General features: G+C 62.3%; 14 protein-coding genes. 5 read left to right on the top strand and 9 right to left on the bottom strand.

All coding sequences use genetic code 11. The features are described from left to right. Nucleotides 1-45: 45 nt before the first annotated feature. A complete protein-coding gene (locus tag EB809_RS11375; protein WP_123634943.1) occupies nucleotides 46-345 on the bottom strand; it encodes a hypothetical protein in 300 nt (99 codons plus the stop codon). Nucleotides 346-891: 546 nt separating this feature from the next. Here EB809_RS11375 and EB809_RS11370 point away from each other — a divergent pair. Beyond that, the gene (locus EB809_RS11370) at nucleotides 892-2,877 is read left to right on the top strand and encodes an SDR family oxidoreductase (RefSeq protein WP_123634942.1); all 1,986 of its coding nucleotides are present in this window, start codon (nucleotides 892-894) and stop codon (nucleotides 2,875-2,877) included. 88 nt (nucleotides 2,878-2,965) lie between these two features. On the opposite strand, the gene EB809_RS11365 is transcribed toward EB809_RS11370, so the two are convergent. The 6 genes from EB809_RS11365 to EB809_RS11340 are packed head-to-tail and all read right to left on the bottom strand — an operon-like array spanning nucleotide 2,966 to nucleotide 10,004. Next, a complete protein-coding gene (locus tag EB809_RS11365; RefSeq protein ID WP_123634941.1) occupies nucleotides 2,966-4,741 on the bottom strand; it encodes a BatD family protein in 1,776 nt (591 codons plus the stop codon). Beyond that, nucleotides 4,735-6,597 (bottom strand): VWA domain-containing protein, encoded by a 1,863-nt coding sequence (locus tag EB809_RS11360; RefSeq protein WP_123634940.1) that lies wholly within the window; start codon nucleotides 6,595-6,597, stop codon nucleotides 4,735-4,737. The genes EB809_RS11365 and EB809_RS11360 overlap by 7 nt, the downstream gene beginning before the upstream one ends. Beyond that, nucleotides 6,590-7,600 (bottom strand): VWA domain-containing protein, encoded by a 1,011-nt coding sequence (locus EB809_RS11355; RefSeq protein WP_123634939.1) that lies wholly within the window; start codon nucleotides 7,598-7,600, stop codon nucleotides 6,590-6,592. The genes EB809_RS11360 and EB809_RS11355 overlap by 8 nt, the downstream gene beginning before the upstream one ends. Beyond that, nucleotides 7,594-8,079, bottom strand: coding sequence for a DUF4381 domain-containing protein (locus EB809_RS11350; protein WP_223807921.1), 486 nt, complete (start codon nucleotides 8,077-8,079; stop codon nucleotides 7,594-7,596). Before EB809_RS11350 ends, EB809_RS11355 begins: the two co-directional genes overlap by 7 nt. 22 nt (nucleotides 8,080-8,101) lie before the next feature. Continuing rightward, nucleotides 8,102-9,037 carry a DUF58 domain-containing protein gene (locus EB809_RS11345; protein ID WP_123634938.1) on the bottom strand — a complete coding sequence of 312 codons (936 nt, stop codon included), beginning with the start codon at nucleotides 9,035-9,037 and terminating at the stop codon, nucleotides 8,102-8,104. A 4-nt stretch (nucleotides 9,038-9,041) separates the two neighbouring features. Then, nucleotides 9,042-10,004 carry an AAA family ATPase gene (locus tag EB809_RS11340; protein ID WP_123634937.1) on the bottom strand — a complete coding sequence of 321 codons (963 nt, stop codon included), beginning with the start codon at nucleotides 10,002-10,004 and terminating at the stop codon, nucleotides 9,042-9,044. A gap of 434 nt (nucleotides 10,005-10,438) precedes the next feature. Between EB809_RS11340 and EB809_RS11335 the strand changes: the two genes are divergently transcribed. Further along, nucleotides 10,439-15,331 carry an NAD-glutamate dehydrogenase gene (locus EB809_RS11335; protein WP_123634936.1) on the top strand — a complete coding sequence of 1,631 codons (4,893 nt, stop codon included), beginning with the start codon at nucleotides 10,439-10,441 and terminating at the stop codon, nucleotides 15,329-15,331. Between the two features lie 181 nt (nucleotides 15,332-15,512). Beyond that, nucleotides 15,513-16,184, top strand: coding sequence for a carbonate dehydratase (gene can, locus EB809_RS11330; RefSeq protein WP_123634935.1), 672 nt, complete (start codon nucleotides 15,513-15,515; stop codon nucleotides 16,182-16,184). On the opposite strand, the gene EB809_RS11325 is transcribed toward can, so the two are convergent. Both EB809_RS11325 and EB809_RS11320 read right to left on the bottom strand, forming a co-directional pair. Continuing rightward, nucleotides 16,170-17,144 carry a sensor domain-containing diguanylate cyclase gene (locus EB809_RS11325; protein ID WP_123634934.1) on the bottom strand — a complete coding sequence of 325 codons (975 nt, stop codon included), beginning with the start codon at nucleotides 17,142-17,144 and terminating at the stop codon, nucleotides 16,170-16,172. The two genes, can and EB809_RS11325, sit on opposite strands and share 15 nt — an antisense overlap. 3 nt (nucleotides 17,145-17,147) lie before the next feature. After that, entirely contained in the window at nucleotides 17,148-18,161 is a 1,014-nt protein-coding gene (locus EB809_RS11320; RefSeq protein WP_123634933.1) for a response regulator, read from the bottom strand. A gap of 388 nt (nucleotides 18,162-18,549) precedes the next feature. Between EB809_RS11320 and EB809_RS11315 the strand changes: the two genes are divergently transcribed. Both EB809_RS11315 and sbcB read left to right on the top strand, forming a co-directional pair. Next, nucleotides 18,550-19,422 (top strand): DUF6160 family protein, encoded by an 873-nt coding sequence (locus EB809_RS11315; protein WP_123634932.1) that lies wholly within the window; start codon nucleotides 18,550-18,552, stop codon nucleotides 19,420-19,422. A 75-nt stretch (nucleotides 19,423-19,497) separates the two neighbouring features. Next, nucleotides 19,498-20,946 carry an exodeoxyribonuclease I gene (gene sbcB, locus EB809_RS11310; protein ID WP_123635024.1) on the top strand — a complete coding sequence of 483 codons (1,449 nt, stop codon included), beginning with the start codon at nucleotides 19,498-19,500 and terminating at the stop codon, nucleotides 20,944-20,946. Nucleotides 20,947-21,431: the final 485 nt, after the last annotated feature.

Below are 21,431 nucleotides of genomic sequence, written 5' to 3'. Positions count from 1 at the left end.
TAGTGGGGCGATCACGCTGGGGCATGATCGCCTGACAATCAATGCTTAGTGGATGGGCCGGTTCGCGACATTGTGGCCGGAACCCGCCAGGGTTTTACGGGCCAATTCCGAGGCCGACTCGCCGCTGAGTTCGCCGGAAGCGATCCGCTCGAGCACCGACCCCATGACCGCCAGGGACTGACGGTAATCGCTGAACTCGGCCTGGAAGGCGTCGTCGATGGCGTCGTAGACCTTCTGGATCTTTTCTTCCCGACTCTCGCCACTGGTGCCGGAATCGTTGATGGCCTTCAGGCAGGCCCGGGCGATCTTGATGTAGCGCTCGGAATGGGCGTTTTTCTCAGACATGGTGTGCTCCCGAAAAGTTCAAAGGTCGCGGATTATGTCATTGCAACATCATTGTGTCCCGTCTGCGCAGGGAATTCTGCGAGGCCTGGCTGGTCCATTGTGCATGGTCCGCAAGCCCGCGCACAGTTGTGAAAGGGGTGCGACCCAAATCAAATTCAGTACCCGGGCGCGATGCGCCTGGTGGACGCTGTGCTAGGCTCATTTGAGAGGTGTCCCGAATGCGCTGTTACGTCCCGTCGCCCTGGGCCCGGGAGGTGTACCTGCCCCAGATCCCTCTCAAGAATTTAGAGTAATTAATCTAGCAAAAACAGTAAATTACACGGAGTAAAAGCTCTAATAAAGTACAATACTTGCAAAAAACAATTGCGTACAATGCGACCGATCTCGCCGGGGTACGCACGCCACGGCGGATCATGGAGAGGGAGTCCTCCAGCTGTCCCCGCAGCGATGCTGATCGAGACACGCAGACAACCACAGGCCTGCAGCCGTCAGCGGACGTTGAGGGTGGTGGATTCCAAATAAAAGCAATAAGTGGATGGGCAAACTATGGACTATTTCCTGACGGGTGGAACCGGATTCATTGGGCGGTTCCTGGTAGAGAAGCTGCTCGCACGAGGCGGTACCGTGCACCTGCTCGTACGCGAGGAGTCTCTGGAAAAAATCGACCGGCTGCGTGAGCGTTGCGGCGTCGACGAGACACGGATCAAGCCGGTGGTGGGCGATCTCACCAAACCGCAGTTGGGCATTGATGGCGACGTGCTCAAGTCGCTGAAGGGGCACATCCGCCACTTCTTCCACCTGGCAGCGGTATACGACATGGGCGCGGACGAGGAGTCCCAGCGCGCGGCCAACATCGACGGCACACACCAGGCCATCGCCGCGGCTTCGGCCATGGATGCCGGTTGCTTCCACCACGTGTCTTCCATTGCGGCAGCCGGCCTGTTCAAGGGCACCTTCCGTGAGGACATGTTCGAGGAGGCCGAGAAGCTCGATCACCCCTACCTCAAGACCAAGCACGACAGCGAACGGGTGGTGCGCTACGAGTGCACGGTGCCGTTCCGCATCTACCGTCCGGGTATGGTCATCGGCCATTCGAAGACCGGTGAGATGGACAAGGTCGACGGCCCCTATTACTTCTTCAAGATGATCCAGAAAATCCGCTCGGCGCTGCCACAGTGGATGCCGACCATTGGTATCGAAGGCGGTCGGCTCAACATCGTGCCGGTCGATTTCGTCGTGGCCGCGCTGGATCACATTGCCCACCTGGATGGCGAGGACGGCAACTGCTTCCATCTGGTGGATTCCGACCCTTACAAAGTGGGCGAGATCCTCAACATCTTCTGCGAGGCCGGTCACGCGCCGCGTATGGCGATGCGGATCGACAGCCGCATGTTCGGCTTCGTGCCGCCGTTTATCCGCCAGAGCCTGAAGAACCTGCCGCCGGTGAAACGCATCACCAGTGCGGTGCTGGACGACATGGGCATTCCGCCGTCGGTGCTGTCGTTCGTGAATTACCCGACCCGGTTCGACGCCCGTGAGACCGAGCGCGTGCTGAAGGGCACCGGCATCGAAGTGCCGCGCCTGACGGATTACGCGCCGGTAGTATGGGACTTCTGGGAACGCCACCTGGATCCGGATCTGTTCAAGGACCGCACCCTGAAAGGCACCGTCGAAGGCCGCGTGTGTGTCATCACCGGCGCCACCTCCGGCATCGGCCTGGCCACGGCCCAGAAGCTGGCGGACGCTGGTGCGATCCTGGTGATCGGTGCGCGTAAACCCGAGCGCCTGAAAGAGGTGGCGGCCGAGCTGGAATCCCGTGGGGCCAGCGTGCACGCTTACCAGTGCGACTTCTCCGACATGGAGGAGTGTGACCGCTTTATCAGCACCGTACTGGACAATCACGGTCAGGTGGATGTGCTGGTCAACAACGCCGGTCGCTCGATCCGCCGTTCGCTGGACCTGGCGTTTGATCGTTTCCATGATTTCGAGCGCACCATGCAGCTCAACTACTTCGGATCGGTCCGCCTGATTATGGGCTTCGCACCGAAGATGCTGGAGCAGCGTCGCGGCCACATCGTGAATATTTCGTCCATTGGTGTGCTGACCAACGCGCCGCGGTTTTCGGCCTACGTGGCATCGAAGTCCGCGCTGGATGCGTTCAGTCGCTGTGCCGCGGCGGAGTGGTCGGATCGTAACGTGACCTTCACCACCATCAACATGCCGCTGGTGAAAACACCCATGATCGCGCCGACGAAAATCTACGATCAGGTGCCGACCCTGACTCCGGACGAGGCGGCCGATATGGTCGCGGAAGCGATCATATACCGTCCCAAGCGCATCGCTACCCGTCTGGGCACCTTTGCCCAGGTGCTGCACGCATTGGCACCGAAGCTGGGTGAAATCGTGATGAACACCGGCTACCGCATGTTCCCGGATTCCGCCGCCGCCTCCGGTTCGCGCAGCGGTGAGAAACCCAAGGTATCGACCGAGCAGGTGGCGTTCGCGGCCATCATGCGCGGGATTTACTGGTAGGTTTTGCCGGGCAACAAAAAAACCGGAGGCGTGGCCTCCGGTTTTTTTATGGGCGATGAAAACGCCCGGTCAGGCGGGCCGCTCCCGTTCAGGTGTTAGCGCTGCCCGCTTTCAGGCTCGACGGATACAGCGGTGCCAGCCCCGGCGCAGCCTGTCGCTGGGGGCGATCGCGCAGCCGCTGGAGGGCCTTGAGCAGGGGCTCGGGTTGCCAGTGGGTCTCGGACGCCTTGCCGCCGTAGAGCCGTTCCTGCAGCTTCTCCAGCTCTTCCGCCAGGGTTTCGTCGGTGCTGAAGCGAACCACATCGCCGGCGCTGCGCAGATGCTGGTTGCCGAATCGTTGGCGGGCCCACCGTGGCAGCAGACTGAGCGTTTGGGCTTCGCCGGCGCGGGCGGCTTTTTCCAGATCCGCATAAAGCGCCGCTTCCGCCGGATCACCTTGTGGACCACTTTCCCCGGACGGATCCGTCGCGCGTCGGCGGTTGAGCCACCAGAACAGGACCGTCAGCGCCCAACCGGTGCCCAGCGCGACAGCGAGCCACAGCCAGGTGTTGTCCAGCGGTGAGTGCAGGGGCTGTGGCGACTCGGCCATCGATGTGTCCCGGGTTTTGGCAACGACCGGCTCGGCCTTGTCCGGCGCCGACGGCGAGTTCTTGGCGGCAGGCGGGGTTGCAGCCACGCCGGCGCTGTCGGTGATGGTCACCGTGCGGGCCGGGATCACGGCGACGCGCTCCTTGTCGTTCACGGTGTCCCACCAGGGCACCCGGACTTCCGGCAGGGTGATCTGGCCCGGTTTGACCGCCACCAGCGCCGTGCTCTCGGTGCGCGAGGAGGTGACCGTGCGGTTGTCCACGTTGGATTTCAGGTCCGGCTTGTCCGGGTAGCTGCGCACGGCGTCCGGGTACTCGACCTTGAGCGGCGGCAGCGCGGAACCCAGCAGGCCCAGGGCGTTCAGGGTCAATGTCCGGGTCACGCTCTTGCCGGCTTTGAGGGTGCTGCTGGGATCGCTCCAGTCCTGGGACAGTTCCAGGCTGCTGGCCGGCAGCCAGGTGTCGCCGGTGAAGCTGGCGGGAATCCCCTTGACCGGAATATCGAGCGGGTCGGCCGCATCCCGCAGGAAGGTGAGGTTGCCGGTGTCGTCCCGGGCCTGTCCGTTGAACTTGATGCCGTCGATGGTCAGCGTGCCGGCCGACTGCGGGTAGATGGCGTAGCGCCGTTCCACCACGCGATAACGTACGTTGTTGCGGACCCGGGCGTATTCCTGCTGTTCGCCCATGGATTCGACGATCGCATCCCCTTGATCCGGCTGGCTCAGGTCGCCGCGGATCAGGTTCCCCCGGTAGAACAGGCGCACGGTCAGGACCAGTTGCTCCTGCACGTAAACCGAATCCTTGTCCGTTTCCACCTCGACAAAGGCGGGGCGGGCGGTACCGTCCGGCGCGGGGGCATCACCGGGCTCGACAGTGATGGTCACGGGGTTGGAATGGGCCTCACGGAATTTCAGCGAGGGGATTTCCAACTGACCCGTTTTCTTCGGCGCCAGTTCGTAGATCCAGGTGACGATGGCCGTGGCGTCGCCGTTGACCGAGCGCAGGCTGTACTTCTGGTGCTTGCTGAGAATCTCGAAGTTCTCCTTCAGCGCATCCTCTTCGGGGGAGGGCAGCTCCAGATCGCCGATGTTGAACAGCATGTCCAGATCCATGGAGAACGGCATCTCGCCCTTGACCGTTAACGTCAGGGTCTGATTCTCGTGCAGGGTCTTCCGATCCACGTGAACGTCGAGCGTTCCTTTCTCGTCCGCCCAGGTGTGGGTCGTGACAAGGGCCATCAGGATCAGCAGGAGCATCTGCCGGACGTGATTTACCATGGTGTATCGCCTTCCATTTGTTGCTGGTTGCCGCGCTCACGGTATTGGTAAAGGAATTTGCGGCGCATCAGGCCGGACGGGTCGTCCGGTATCCGCCGAAGCCATTGTTCCTGGCTCTGGGTCAGTTGCTTTTCATCGCCGGCCTTGTCGGCAGGCTGGGGTTCGGCCTGGGCTTCCTGGCCGGATTTCTCGCCGGACTGCCCCTGTTGCTGGGCGGACTGGCGTTGGGATTGCTGATCGTCCTGTTTTTGCTGGCCAGATTGCTGCTGGGATTGATTCTGCTCTCCCTGCTTGCCCTGGTCGGCGTTCTGGTCCTGCTGGGACGGGTTCTCCCCCTGCTGGCTATTCTGCTGTTGTTGCGAAGAGGACGGGTCCTGGTTGGGCTTGTTCTGCTGACCCTGACCGGACTGGCCCTGTTGCTTTTTCTGCTGGTCCGACGACTTGTTGTCCTGTTTCTGCTGGTTCTGTTGATTCTGCTTTTGCTGCTGTTTTTGCTGTTGCTCCAGCAGTTTCTTCACCAGGTCGCGGTTGAACTGAGCGTCCTGATTATCCGGATTTTTCTCCAGTGCCCTGTCGTAGGCGGCCAGGGCGTCCTTGAGGTTGCCCTTGCGGGCGAGGGCGTTGCCGCGGTTGTACTGGGCATCCGCTGAATCCGCCTTGGCGAAGGCATCGGCCGCGCGGCCGTAGTCGCCGGCCCGATAGAGGGCGGAGCCTTTCCAGTCGCTGTCGTCCAGCTTATCGGCCGCGACCGCCGGGTCCTTCTGGATCAGCTCCTCGGCACGCTGGTCCGGGCGGCTCCACCAGTCGTCCCAGTCCATGGCCTGGGCGGGCAGTGGCATCAGCGGCAGCAGCACCAGCGGAATCAACAGCAGGGCGCCGCGGCGCCAGGCAATGAGGGCCAGCGGCGCAGCCAGCCACAGCAGCCAGTAGCCGTCGTCCTTCCAGCGTTTGACGGTCAGGTCGCGCTTGCTTTCCTGCCAGTCGTCGCTGTCCTGCGAGCGCAGTTCCAGGGTGCGGATATCGTCATCGTCCAGCGTGACCGGCGAACTGAGACCGCCCGTGGCGCTGGCCAGCTGGGCGAGTCGATCCGGCTGTGCCTTGGCGATCACCACATGGTCGCCGTCCCGGATAAAACCGCGCTTGGGCAGCGGTATCGGGCCGCCTTCTCGGGTGCCCACCACCAGGGTACTGAGGCTGTAGGGCGAACCCTGCAGGGTTTCGCGGATGGACTGGTAGTCGCTGGCGCGCAGCGCGTCGGTGACCAGCAGGATGCGGCCTTTGCCGGGCGCGCCCTGTTCGAGCAGTTGTTCCGCCTCCTCCACGCCCAGGTCGGCGCGGTTACCGCTGGCGGGCATCATGAAGGGATCGATCACACCCAGCAGGCTCTCGATGGTGCGGCCGTCATCGGTCAGCGGCGTGACCACATGGGCATCGCCAGAGTAGACCACCAGCGCGGTGAAGCTGCTCCCGCGCTGGGCCAGGATGTCGCGGATCTTGCGCTTGGCCTGGGTCAGCCGGTCCGGATCCACATCCTGGGCCAGCATCGACAGGGACAGGTCCAGCACCACCACCAGGCTGTCGTTTTCCTGCATCAAGGGTGTGGGTGCCTCGCGCCAGCTGGGGCCGGACAGGGCCAGGGCACAGGCGATCACCAAGGTGCCGAGGATAATGCCCGGGCGTTTACGGCGAGCGTTCTGCTCCACTGCTTCGCCCAGCAGCGGCCGCAGCAGCGCCTCGGGGATCACCCGGGCCCAACCGCTCTGACCTTCACCCTGGAAACGCAGCAGGAAGGGAATCAGGGGCAGCAGCACCAGGAGCAGTAACCAGAGCGGCCGCACGAAGTGGAAGTCAGCCATGACTCACCTCCGGAACGTCACGCCGGCGCACGTGGGACAGCAATTGACCGATCAACAACAGGGCCACGGCCAGGCCCGCCGGCCAGTAGAACAGGTCGGTGGTGGGGCGATACTGTTTGCCTTCCAGTTCGATCGGCTCCAGTTTGTTGATGGTTTCGTAGATGGATTCCAGCTCCGGGGTGCTGCGGGCGCGGAAATACTGGCCGCCGGTCTGGCTGGCAATGCGCTTGAGCAGGTCTTCGTCCAGATCCCGGGACGGGTTGATCTTGCGGGTACCCAGGAAGCCGCGTTGCAACATGGCTTCAGCACCAATGCCGATGGTGTAGATGCGCACGCCGGCGGCTGCGGCGATTTCGGCGGCCTTGTCCGGGCTGACTTCGCCGGCGGTGTTGGCGCCGTCGGTGAGCAGGATCAGCACCCGCTGTTCTTGTGGGCGGTCCCGCAGGCGTTTCACCGCCAGGCCGATGGCGTCGCCAATCGCCGTAGCCCGGCCCGCCATGCCCAGCTGCGCTTCCTGCAACAGCGTCTGGATGGTCTCGTGGTCGAAGGATAACGGCGCCTGGATGTAAGGCTGGGTACCGAACAACAGCAGCCCGAGGCGATCGCCTTCCCGGCGCTTGATGAATTCATCGAGGACGTTCTTGACCGCCGTCAGCCGGTTCACCTGGCGCTGGCCCACGATCATGTCCTCCTCTTCCATACTGGGTGAGATGTCCACCGCCATCAGCAGGTCGCGACCGGTGACCGGCAGGTTGACGCCTTCGCCGATGTACTGGGGGCGGGCGAGGGCAGCGACCAGCAGCATCCACACCACCAGCAGCAGCACCTTCTGCCACAGGCTGCGGGCATTGCCGCTGCGGCTGACGCCGGGCAGGTCCGCCAGCCAGTGCCCCACGGGGATGGCCGGCGCGGCCACCTGGTCGGCATCGGTCTTGCGACGCCGCCACCACAGCAGCGGCAGCAGCACCAGCAGCAACAGCCAGGGATAGGCAAAACTCAGCATTTCTGCCCTCCCAGCCAGCGTTCAGCCAGCGCCCGGGCCTGGTCCGGTTCGATGCCCGGTGACGGGCGCCAGGCGGCGTTTACCAGGGCTTCCACCTGCTGGCGCTCAAGCGTCGGTTCGGTGCGGGCGAGAAAATCGGTCCACTGCGATCCGCTCAGGGCATCCGGATGCTGGTCCGGGTAGCGCTGGCGGGCGCAGCGTTTGAGCAGGGCATTAAGCTCGGTAAACCAGTCGTTGTCGGACCGGGCCGAGGCGCTGAGCCGGGCCAATTCCTGCTTGGCGTCGTGAATCCAGCGGTTGCGCCGGTGCCGGCGCCAGAACCACCAGAGGACGGCGGCCACCAGAATCAGCACCAGCGCGGCAAGAATCCACCAGCCGGGCGCGGGCGGCCAGAAGCCGCCGGGTTCGGGCAGGTGGATGTCCCGCAGTTGTGCGAGAGGATCGCCCTGGTTCATGGGTTGTTGTACTGCCTGTGTCATGCTGTTGTTGTGACCGTTGTGCTTATCCCAGTCGGCCCCTCGGGCCGAGCACGGTTTTCAGGACCTGCGCCGGCTGCTGTCCGGTGTAGATCGGAACGGCTTTGACCCCGGCCAGACTGAAGCAGCGGTCCACCTGGTATTCGTGTTCCGCCACTTTCGCCTGGAAGGCCTCGCGGAAGGCGGCGTTCCCGGCGTCGAACCAGAGCGGCCCGTCCGGTCCGGCCACCGCAAAGCGGCCCCGTTCCGGCAGCGCCTGTTCCAGCGGATCAATGATGCGCAGGGCGCTGATCGTATTGTGCCGGGCCAGTTGCGCAATCAGCGCCGGAGTTTCGGGCGACAGGTTAATAAAGTCGCTGATGATGAAAACACGGCTGCCGGTGTGGGCGATACGACGTGCCTCACGCAACGCTTCATCCAGTTTACTCCCGGTCGCGCTTTGGCCCGAGCGGCCGGTATGGTCGTCCTGGCGCTGCACCAGACTGTCCAGCAGACGCACCACGGCGCGTCGGCGGCGGGCCGGTCGCAGCACGTCGCATTCCCGGTCGGAGAAAACGATGCCGCCCACCTGGTCGCCGGCAAACAGGCCCAGCCAGGCAATCAGCCCGGCCACCTGCGCCGCACGCACGCGCTTGTAGGCACCTTCGCTGCCGAAATACAGCGAGTCGCCCAGATCGCACAGGATCAGCAGCGGGCGTTCCCGTTCCTCTTCGTAGAGTTTGGTGTGTGGCTGTTGCCGGCGCGCGGTGACCCGCCAGTCGATGCTGCGGATGTCATCGCCGGGCTGGTAGAGCCGCACTTCCGAGAACACCATGCCGCGGCCTTTCTGCCGCGAGCGGTTGACGCCGGCCTGGCGTACGGTGACCGGTCGCGTGCCGGGCAGGCGCAGGGCGCGGGCGTCCGCCTGCAGGCGGATCAGCTCCGGCAGGTCAATGCGAATCAGTGGAGAGGCGTCCGGCATGGTGTCAGGCGGCCACCGGTACCCGATCGATCAGGCGCTGGATAACGTCGTCCGGCGTGATCCCATCGGCCTCGGCTTCGAAAGTCAGCAGCACGCGATGGCGCAGCACGTCGAATGCGATCGCACGCACGTCGTCCGGGCTGACGAAGTCCCGGCCGTCCAGCCAGGCCTTGGCGCGGGCGCAGCGGTCCAGCGCAATGGTGCCGCGCGGGCTGGCACCGAAAGCGATCCAGCGGGCCAGGTCCGGGTCCAGCGTGTCCGGCTGGCGGGTGGCCAGCACCAGCGCCACCAGGTAATCCTCGACCGCCTCCGCCATGTACAGTTCGCTGGCGTCCAGGCGGGCCTGGAAGATGTCATCGGCACGAAGGCGCAGGTCCGTCGGTGCGACGCCCTGTTGGTAATCGCGCCGCGCCAGGTGGAGGATGTCGCGCTCGGCGCCCGCATCCGGGTAGTCGATCGTGACGTGCATCAGGAACCGGTCCAGCTGCGCCTCGGGCAGGGGATAGGTGCCTTCCTGCTCGATCGGGTTCTGGGTGGCCATGACCAGGAACAGGCGGTCCAGCGGGAAGGTTTTCATGCCCACGCTGACCTGGCGTTCGCCCATGGCTTCCAGCAGGGCGGATTGCACTTTGGCCGGCGCCCGGTTGATTTCATCGGCCAGCACCAGGTTGTGGAAGATCGGCCCTTTCTGGAATTCGAACAGGCCGGTCTCGGCGCGGTAGATTTCAGAACCGGTCACGTCCGATGGCAACAAATCGGGCGTGAACTGGATGCGGTGAAAGTCCCCTTCGATGTGGTCAGACAGGGTCTTGATGGCGGTGGTCTTGGCCAGACCCGGGGCGCCTTCCACCAGCAGGTGGCCGTCGGCGAGCAGGGCGATCAGCAGCCGGTCCACCAGCTTTTCCTGCCCTATGATCCTTTTCGCTAATTGGGATCGCAGATCCCCGAATATACGCTGTAACGACATTGATCCTTCCGTTTGTTTCGGAGCTGTTGAAAAAGCCCATGCTGTGGCGAGTTGCAGTGTTGCACAGTGTTTCCATTAGATCTGCCCATCAGGTGGACATTCCTTGCTGCGCGTCATGTATCCCGCAATCGCCGTCTGATCTTTTTCAACCACTCCCTGCCATTTTTCTGTTTCGGACCGCATCGGACGAAAAGCACCCCGGGGTCGTCATGAACGATTCGTAGGGTGCTTAGGTTGCAAACCAGTCCGGGGTCCGTATTGACCACAATCGCTGTAAGCGACCAGTGTTTGTAACCTACCAGCAAAAATCAAGGGTTTGACTATGCTAGTGGAGTAAGCCAGCTGCCTGTCATGACCCGGTAGTGGAACCCAGTCTGTGACAGGTCTCCACTGGATTTGTTTATTAACATTCATTCAGAAAGTTGGGGTAGCACATGAACGCGCTGACGGTGACCAGCAAGGACCAGTTCCATGACTTGCTGGCCGAAGCCTTTGCCGAAAAGATCAACAAGACCGAAGCGAAGAAGATCAGTGAATTTGCAGTTCAACATTTATCCCACCTGCCGCTTGATGAGCTCCTGGCCCGCCGGTTTGCCGATGTCTACGGTTCCGTGCTCGCCGCCTGGAAGTTCATCCAGAACCGCGCGGCAGCGGATTCACCGGTGGCGGTGTTCAACCCGGACCTGGAAAGCGACGGCTGGCAGTCGACCCACTCCGTTATCTTTATCCTCCACCCGAACATCCCGTTCCTGATCGACTCGATCCGCATCGCCATCAACCAGCGCGAAATCGGAACCCACACGCTCTACCACGCGATCCTCCAGGTGGAGCGCGACCGCAACGGCAAGCTCAAGAAACTCCACGACCGGGACAGCAAGGCGAGTAAGGCGAAGACCAGTTACGAGGCGATGATCGTGCTGGAGATCGACCGGCACAGCGACCCGGAAGAGCTGCGCGGTCTGGAAGACGAGCTGCAGCAGGTGCTGCAGGAAGTGCGCATCGCCGTGGACGACTTCCCGGCCATGAAGGCCAAGTCCGCCGAGATCCTGAAAGAGCTGGACAACTGCAAGGCCAAGATCAGCAACGACGACATCAAGGAAGCACACCGTTTCCTGGAATGGCTGGCGGACGATCACTTCACCTTCCTGGGCTACGACGAATACGACTTCGTCAAGGAGAAGGGCGGCATGCTGGTCACCCAGGTGCCGAATTCCGAGATGGGCATCCTGCGGGTCCACAACGAACGGCCGGTCAAAGTCCGGCTGGAAGAGCTGCCCCAGCGCACCCGCACCGAGATGACCCGCACCGACGACATCTTCATCTTCGCCAAGTCGGCCCAGCGTTCACGAGTGCATCGGCCGGCCTATCCCGACTACATCGCGGTGAAGAAATTCAACGCCAAGGGCGAGGTGATCGGTGAGCGCCGTTTCCTCGGCCTGTACACCTCCCACGTCTATCAGGAGCGCCCTGACCAGATCCCACTGCTGCGCCGCAAGATCACCGAAGTGATCAAGCGCTCCGGCTTCCTGCGGGACGACTACGCCGGCAAGGAGCTGGACCAGATCCTGACGGTCTACCCCCGCGATGAACTCTTCCAGATCGAAGCGGACGAGCTGTACCGGGTGGCGTTGGACATCCTGTACATTCAGGAACGCCGCATGATCAAGGTGTTTATGCGCGAGGACGTTTACGGTCAGTTCGTCACCTGCCTGGCGTTCTTCCCGCGGGACATCTACAACACCGAGCTGCGTCTGAACGTGGAACAGGTGTTGATGGAACGCCTGGGTGCCGAAGACATCGAGTTCGTGACCCACTTCTCCGAATCGGTGCTGGCCCGGGTCCAGTTCACCATCCGCGTGCCACAGGTGGAAAACCGGCAACTGCCGGTCCACGACATTCAGGAGCAGGTGATCGCCCTGGCGCAGTCCTGGCGCGACGGCCTGTCCGATGCCCTGCATGAGACCCATGGCGAGGAACGCGGCAACGAGCTGATCCGTCTCTACCGCAACGCCTTCCCCGGCAGCTACCGGGACAAGTTCTCTCCACGCCGGGCGGCGATCGACCTGGAGCACATCGTCGACGCGGCGAACAGCTCCCAACTGGAAATGAGTTTCTACCGTGCTCTGGAAGAGGAAGAGAGCACGGTTCACTTCAAGCTGTTTGCGCCCGACGAGCAGTTGCCGCTCTCCGACGTATTGCCCATCTTCCATAACCTCGGCTTCCGGGTGCTGGGCGAACACCCCTTTGAGGTGGTGGATCGTAACGGTCGTTCGGTGTGGATCCACGACTTCTCGCTGCAGGCCTACACCGGCAAGATCGTCGATATCCACCGCATCCGGCCGATCTTCGAGGACCTCTTCCGCCGGGTCTGGTACGGCGAGGCAGAGAACGACAACTTCAACCGCCTGATCCTGGCCTGCTACCTGGACTGGCGGCAGATCGCGATGCTGCGGTCCTACGCGCGCTACATGCGCCAGATCCGCATCTCCAACAGTCAGACGTTCATCTCCAACACCCTGGTCAACCACGTTGGCCTGGCGCAGAACCTGCTCGACTTCTTTGCCGTGCGGTTCGATCCCGAGCGCAACCAGAGTGCCGGCAAGAGCGCGGCGGCCCAGCAGAAGCTGGAGCTGGAGTTCAACGCCGGCCTGGACGACGTGGAAAACCTCAGTGAGGACCGCGTCCTGCGCCTGTACCTGGACCTGATGAAGGCCACCCAGCGCACCAACTACTTCCAGGCGGACGCCGACGGCAACCACAAGCCGTACATCAGCTACAAGTTCCGTCCGTCCGAGATCCCGGACATGCCGCTGCCCATGCCCATGTTCGAGATCTACGTCTACTCGCCGCGGGTGGAAGGTGTACACCTGCGCGGCGGCAAGGTGGCTCGCGGCGGCCTGCGCTGGTCGGATCGCTTCGAGGACTACCGCACCGAGATCCTGGGTCTGGTCAAGGCCCAGCAGGTCAAGAACGCGGTCATCGTGCCGGTGGGTGCCAAGGGTGGTTTTGTCGCCAAGCAGTTGCCTGACGGCGGCGATCGCGACGCCTTCCAACGTGAGGGTATCGAGGCTTACAAGACCTTCGTGCGTGGCCTGTTGGACGTCACCGACAACCTGATCGACGGCGCTATTCGCCCGCCGCAGAACGTGGTGCGCCACGACGAGGACGACCACTATCTGGTCGTTGCGGCCGACAAGGGCACCGCCACCTTCTCTGACATCGCCAACGGCCTGTCGAAGGAATACGACTTCTGGCTCGGCGACGCCTTTGCCTCCGGCGGCAGCCAGGGTTACGACCACAAGAAGATGGGCATCACCGCCAAGGGCGCCTGGGTGTCCGTGGAGCGTCACTTCCGCGAACTGGGCATCAACCCGGCGACGGACGACTTCACCGTGATCGGGATCGGCGACATGGCCGGGGACGTGTTCGGCAATGGTCTGCTGCGTTCCGAGCACGCCAAGCTGATCGCGGCGTTCAACCACATGCACATCTTCGTGGACCCGTCACCGGATCCCAAGAAGAGCTTCGAGGAGCGCAAGCGACTGTTCGAGCTGCCGCGTTCCGCCTGGACCGACTACAACGCCGACCTGATCTCCAAGGGCGGCGGCGTGTTCAACCGCAGCGCCAAGTCGATCCCGGTCAGCGCAGAAATGAAGAAGCTGTTCAACATCAAGTCGGACCGCGTGCCGCCCAATATGCTGATCAGCCACATCCTCAAGGCCCAGGCGGACCTGCTGTGGTTCGGCGGCATCGGCACCTACGTGAAGGGCTCGAAAGAGACCCACAGCGATGTGGGCGACAAGGCCAACGACGGCCTGCGGGTTAACGGCAAGGAACTGCGGGTCAAAGTCGTGGGCGAGGGCGGCAACCTGGGCATGACCCAGCTCAGCCGCATCGAGTTCGGTCTGAACGGCGGCCGCCTGAATACGGACTTCATCGACAACGCCGGCGGGGTGGACTGCTCCGACCACGAAGTGAACATGAAGATCCTGCTCAACCGTGTGGTGGCCAATGGCGATCTGACCGAGAAGCAGCGCAACAACATGCTCGAGAAGATGACCGACGACGTCTCCGAGCTGGTGCTGCTCAACAACTACCGCCAGACCCAGGCCCTGAGTATCGCCAACACCGATACCACCACCCGGCTGGAAGAGTACCGTCGGCTAATGAACACCCTGGAGTCGGAAGGCAAGCTCAACCGCGAGCTGGAATTTCTGCCCGATGAGGAAACCCTGGCCGAGCGCAAGCTCGACAAGAAAGGCCTCACCCGGCCGGAGCTGTCGGTGCTGATTTCCTACGTGAAGGGCGACCTCAAGCAGCTACTCACCGAGAGCGATCTGCCGGACGAGCCGTCCCTGGCCAAAGAAATGAACAAGGTCTTCCCGGACGCGTTGATCAAGAAATTCGGCAAGGAACTGGGCGAGCACCAACTGCGTCGTGAGATCATCGCCACCCAGATCGCCAACGACATGGTCAACCACATGGGCATCACCTTCGTCGACCGGCTGGCCAAGTCCACCGGCGCGTCAGTGTCGGCCATTGCGATGGCCTGGCTCATCGCCCGGGACGTGTTCCGCATCGACGAGTGGTGGAACAAGATCGAGGCGCTGGACAACAAGGTGCCGGCGGCCCTGCAGCTGGAGCTGATGAACGAGCTGATCCGACTGGTCCGCCGGGCCGTACGTTGGTTGCTGCGCAACCGCCGCAGCGAGCTGAACATCCAGTCCCATGTGGACCGGTTTGCCAAGTCGCTGTCGGATATCATTGCGCAGCTGCCGGATTACCTGGGCCATCAGTCCGGCGAGGAATGGCGCGAGCACTACGACGCGCTGGTCAAGAAGTCGATTCCAGAGGATGTGGCGGCCGTGGTGGCTGGAACGTCCTACCTGTACTCGGCGCTGGGCATCATCGAGGCCCACGAGACCACTCAGGTGCCGCTCAAGCAGGTGGCCAACCTCTACTACAGTCTGGGCGAGCGGCTGGACCTCAACTGGTTCGCCGGTGCGGTGGCCAAACTGTCGCCGTCTTCCCACTGGGAAGCCCTGGCGCGGGAAAGCTTCCGCGAGGACCTGGACTGGCAGCAGCGTGCGCTGACCACCGGCGTGTTACGCATCAGCGGCAAGGAAGGCGACGTCGGTGCCGCCATCGACGACTGGATCGAACGCCACAAGCCGATGGTCGATCGGTGGCAAACCATGCTCTCCGAACTGCGCAGCACCCGGGAGCCGGAGTACGCGATGTTCTCCGTCGCCCTGCGGGAGCTGCTGGATCTGGCACAGTCGTCGATCCACACCCCGCTGGAGGCAACGACCAGCCCGATGGGTTGAACTTGACGGGCATATCCCGTTCAATTTGTGCGCCGGTACCCGACCGGCGCTGGTTTGATGGCCGGGGTGGCGCGCCCTCCCGCAATATCCCGGCCATCGATGGGCTCTACTGGATCTGCTGAACGTCACCGGTCACCGCCGACCGGGCCGGGTAGCGGCTCCCCAACCAGAGAAGGAAAATATGCGACGGCTTAATCATATCTTTGAAAGTAACCGTGACTGGGCAGAGAAGATCAAGGAAGAAGATCCGCAATTCTTCGAGCGTCTGTCCAATCAACAGTCCCCGGAATACCTCTGGATCGGCTGTGCCGACAGCCGCGTGCCGGCGAACCAGATCATGAACCTGATGCCGGGTGACGTGTTCGTTCACCGCAACGTGGCCAACGTGGTGGTGCACACCGACTTCAACTGCCTGTCGGTCATCCAGTTCGCGGTGGAAGTGCTCAAGGTCAAGCACATCATGGTGGTCGGCCACTACGGCTGCGGCGGCGTGAAGGCGGCCCTGAAAGACCAGGGTCTGGGCCTGATCAACAACTGGCTGCGCCACATCCAGGATGTCCGCGACCAGTTCAAGCCGGTACTGGAAAAACTGCCGAGCGAACAGGACCAGATCGATCGCCTGTGCGAACTCAACGCCATCGAGCAGGTACGCCACGTGTGCCAGACCACCATCGTCCAGGACGCCTGGGCTCGCGGTCAGGAACTGTCGGTTCACGCCTGGGTGTATGACGTGGCCGACGGCCTGCTGCGCGACCTGGGGCTGTGCATCACCAACAACGATGAGCGTGAAGAGATCTACGACAAAGCCGTGAAGGGACTGGTCGACCGGCCGGTTCGTTCACTCAGCGCGTGACGGCACGTCCGTAACGCAGGTCTGATTTCGGCCGCCCTCTTTCGCTTCGTAGAGGGCGGCATCGGCCCGCTCGATCCATTGCGTCGGGGTCTCGGTGTCGTCGGTGATCGGCGCCACGCCCAGACTGATCGTGTAACGGATCCGCGCCGTCCCGGTGTCCACCGGTGACGATTCGATCGTCTGCCGAATGCGCTCGCACAACGCCACCGCACCATCGACGGTCGTCTCCGGCAACACGATGGCAAACTCCTCCCCACCGTAACGCCCTGCCAAATCCGCATGACGCAGGTTGGACCGCAGCACGTCGGAGGTCCGGCGAATCACCTCATCACCCGCCACATGGCCGTAGGTGTCGTTCACCGATTTGAAGTGATCGATGTCGAACATCACCAGCACCGAATCGTTGCCGTAGCGCCGGCAGCGCTCGTAGTCCGCCTGTAGCAGGCTCTCCCAGGTGCCCCGGTTGAGCAGGCCAGTCAGGCGGTCCGTTTCGCTCAGGCGCAACAGCTGCTCGTTGGCCTGTTCCAGTGCCAGCTTGCCGCCGGCCATGTCCGTCACGTTGTAGACCATCAGGCACACCATGCGCACCTCGCCGTCGGCGCTGGTGAGCGGGCTGATGGTCAGGTTCTGGTACATGTAGGGCGCTGTGCCGGTGATCGGCCGGGTGTTCCGGAAATGGAACAGGTAGGGGCGCTGCTCCCAGGTGGTGAAGGCCCGGGTCTTGAGCATCCGCACGGACTTCACCTTACGTCGCAGCCACGGCTCGGGCAGATCCGGGAAAAAATCGAACAGGTTCTGGTCCTTGATGCGCGACGCAGTCACGCCGCTGTGGTTTTCCATAAAGCCGTTCCACACGTGCACCCGGAACTCGGCGTCGAGCACGATCAGGCCCACCTCGACGGTTTCCAGCATGTCCATCAGCCAGTGGAATTCGAGCATGTCGTCCTGGTTGATCGCCATGGGTTACTCCGTCAGGTAGTCGATGGCTTGTTGAAGCTGGGGGATCGAGTCTGCCGTCAGCAGGATCAGCAGATCGCACACCACGTTGTAATCCTCAATGGCATAGTTGATCTCGATGCTGAGCAGTTGTTGATCCCGGGCCTCGTGGTATTCCAGCAGGTCGCTGACCTGACGATGCTGACCCAGCACCGTGGGGTGGCTGAGGCCGAAGTGCAGGTCCAGCTGATCGCCCAGCCCCTTGATAAAGGCCCCGAACAGGATGCTGGACAGATCCATCAGGACTTCCAGTTCGAGGGCGTTGCGATTGTCGCCCTCGTAACCCAGCAGCCGGGCCATATCGTCGAAGCTGGCATCCGAAAAGAGCAAAAGCGCTTCGCCCGCCACGCCGGCGCCATTGAACCCCTGGCACACGGCGGAATAGCTGTCGCGCTCGCTGGCGGCACCGAGCGCCATGATCAACTCGCTCTGGGCCAGCGTGGCCACCCGCGGTACCGGCAGTTTGATGAACACATCCAACAGGCGCGCCAGCAGGTCCGCCGCCTGGCCCATGGCCACGTTGGACATTTCCTGCAGGTAGGCGTTGAGATCCAGCGTGCCATCGGGCTGGGGTTGCGGGCTGGGCGACGGGGCCGGCTCCGCCGAGTCCGCCTCACTGTAGAGGCCGTAGGCGCCCAGAATCTCGGTGATCTTCTCCGGATCGGTGGGCTTGCGGATGAAATCCATGGCGCCGAGTTTGAGCACCCGCTTGCGGGCCTCGGGCTGGATATCGCCGGACACCACCAGCGTCATCACCGGCAAATCCTCGCCGGCAATCGCCTCCAGCACCCCGTAGCCGTCGAGCATCGGCATGTTCAGGTCCAGGAACAGGACGTCGCAGTCGCCTTCGCGAATGATCTCCAGGGCGGCCTCGCCGTGTTCGGCAAAGCGCACATCGCCGGCCCAGCCGTCGGGCAGGGCGCGGGCCATCTGCTTGCGGGCCATGGAGGAGTCGTCACAGATCAGGACGCGGTAACTCATGCCTATAACTCATTGACGTGTGTAAGAAGTCTAGCAGTCACTCACAGGTCGGGTATGGCACTCCGTCGTCATAGGCCCGCTGAATCATTTCCGCAAAACTAGCGCATTCGCCGCGCATTTTGATGAACAGAATGTAATTTGTTGTAAGACCTCAATCACAGTTTCGAATGACCGGTGACGATTCCGTGGCCTAATGTGACAGGTCTCACTTAAATGACCGAAATGCCCACCTATAGTCGTCACACAAGCAAATAATAACGGGCCTCTGCAAGGCTCCTAAAAATGCTGTGGCTGCGATACCGGACATCAGGCCGGACAACAAAAACAACACGTCGCGTCTTGCCGCAGTGACTGTCGGACAGCAGTCAACCACTCAGAGACACTAACAATGAACAGGGATGCGCTTAAACGCGTGGCCCCGGTGTGCTTCGGCCTGATGTTGTCATCAGTCGTACAGGCGGAACTCAAGCCCATCTCCGACAGCGAGATGGAGCAAGTCACCGGTCAGGCCATGATGGCCGTGGATATCGATGGAACGCCGGAACACCGCTACACCCGCGTGACGATGGGGTTGGATGCCGAAATCCAGACCAACATCGACACCGTGGCCCTCGGCGATACCGGCGACGGCTCCGACGTGCTGGTCAGCCAGTTGTCGCTCGGTCACATATCCACCGACGCCACCCAGGTCCAGCTCAACGGCCAGACCTATGCCGTCAACGAGATTGTGCCATTCGAAGCCAGCAACCCGTATTTCGAGCTGGCCGAAGAGAACGGTGACATCGTCGGCTTCCGCATGGGCTTCGGGCAGGCGCGGGGCACGCTTTCCGGCGATTTCGAAAGCTTCTCCGGCAACCTGGGCATCAAGCTTGAGGACAGCAGCGGCAACGTCTCCGACGCCCAGCTCTACGACGCCAGCGGCAACGCCACCAACACCCGCGCCAGCTACATCGGCCTGAACGACGCCGCCACCGATTGCACCGCCGGCGTCCAGTGCGCACCGCTGACCAACCTAAAAACCCTGGATATCGGCGCGGACAACGGCGACGGCACCGTCAGCCCCACGGAAGACTTCTTCATCTCCTTCCAGAAGGCCCCGGTAAGCTGGGCCAGCAACGCCACCGGCGGCACCGCGGTGGATGCGGCCGCGGGCGTGTACCTGAATATTCCGACGTCCATGCAGATGGACCTGACCACCCTGCAGAACGGCATTTCCCGGGCGCGGACCGAATACATCGATCGCGGTGTCGGTCTCTTCTGAGGCCGGCCTGCTGATCCCTTTTCACGGCTTTGCTACACTCGGCAGCCAAACGACATGGCTGAGGTTGGCAAACACGTGATTAAAAGCTTCTACTGGCACGACTACGAAACCTTCGGCGCCGACCCGGTGCACGACAGGCCCTCCCAGTTTGCCGGCGTACGCACCGACGCGGACCTCAACATCATCGAAGACCCGCTGGTCATCTACTGCCAGCCCACCGAAGACTACGTGCCGGACCCGGTCGCCTGCCTGATCACCGGCATCACGCCCCAGCAGGCCCGTGCCGAAGGCTACCCGGAAGCCGAGTTCATCAGCCTGATCCACGAGGCCTTCAGCCAGCCGGGCACCTGTGTGGTGGGGTACAACAGCCTGCGCTTCGACGACGAAGTCACCCGCCATACTTTGTATCGCAATCTGCGCGATCCCTACGCCCGGGAATGGCAGAACGGCAACTCCCGCTGGGATATCATCGACATGGTGCGCCTGACCTACGCGCTGCGGCCCGAGGGCATCAACTGGCCCAAGAAGGAGGACGGCTCCCCCAGCTTCCGCCTGGAAGAGCTGACCGCCGCCAACGGCATCAGCCACGAAGCGGCCCACGACGCCATGTCCGACGTCACCGCCACCATCGCGCTGGCCAAGCTGATCAAGGACAAACAGCCCAAGCTGTTCGAGTACGTACTGGAGCACAAGGACAAACACTCCGCCCGCTCCATGCTCGACCTGGCCACCATGAAGCCGGTGTTCCACGTGTCCAGCAAATACCCCGCGTCCATCGGCTGCTGCGCCATGATCGCCCCGGTGGCCCAGCACCCGGTCAACAAGAACGCCGTCATCGTCTACGACCTGCGTAAAGACCCGACCGAACTGATCAACGCCGACGTCGAGGAAATCCGCCGCCGCCTGTTCACCACCCAGGCGGAACTGGGCGACGAGGAGCGCTTCCCCCTGAAAGCCGTCCAGCTCAACAAATGCCCGGTGCTGGCCCCGGGCACCATGCTCAAATCCCTCAGCCCGGAACGCCTCGAACAACTGCAACTGGACGGCGACACCCTGCGCGCCAACCTCCAGATACTGCGGCAGGCGAGGGGACTGGGCGAGAAACTGGCTGAAGTCTACCAACCCCAGGACGACGGCCCCGGCGACCTGACCGATCCCGACGAACAGCTCTACGCCGGCGGCTTCCTCAGCCCCAACGACCGCAAACGCCTGGAACAACTGCTCCAGCAGCCGGTGGAAGTCATGGGCGAAGCCACCCCCGAATTCGACGACGCCCGCCTCGCGGAAATGGTCTTTCGCTACCGCGCCCGCAACTACCCCCAGACCCTGGAGTCGGAAGAGCAGGAACGCTGGGAAGCATTCAAGCAACAACGCCTGATGCACCCCAAAGCCGGCTGGCGCTCGCTGGAAGGCTTCTTCGCGGACATCCAGCAACGGCTGCAATCGCCGGAACTGGAGGCGAAGGATCGGCATGTGCTGGAAGAGCTAGCGTTGTATGGGGAATCGTTGATTCCTTATGTTTGAGGGGTAGGGCAGACCAACTGCCCATCTCCATCTCTGAAGTTCCCTTCGAATAAATCCTTTCTTTGAGACTGTCGCCCGATTCGGGGAGACGGCTTACGCCTGCCTGATTTGTTGATCTGCCTCATTGGCGCGGTGTGGTTGGTTTGGCTACATTGGTTAGCGGGCGACAGGTTGGTGCATGTTATGAGGAATTCGTTGATATTGCAGGGTGCGATCACGTGTAGGTTTAATGCTATAGAAATAAAGCATTTATGGGTTGGATGGTCATACTGTTATACCGAGCGCTCGTATATTCAATATCACAGAACGTGGTCTAATCGCTGTTAGGACCAGACTACGTCACGGGCATAGTTAGTTCTTAGCCCGGATTTCTCATAGCGACCCAGCAAGTCTCGCAGGCTGGGTAGATTAGCGCCATGACCGCTCAGCTGCGGGCGTGATTGCCTAATAATTGGTCAATTTCTGTTATCCGGACACACTGCCCC

It is taken from the genome of Marinobacter sp. R17, from assembly GCF_003789045.1.
GTDB lineage: Bacteria > Pseudomonadota > Gammaproteobacteria > Pseudomonadales > Oleiphilaceae > Marinobacter_A > Marinobacter_A mangrovi.
This window is presented reverse-complemented; position numbering and strand designations above follow the sequence as displayed.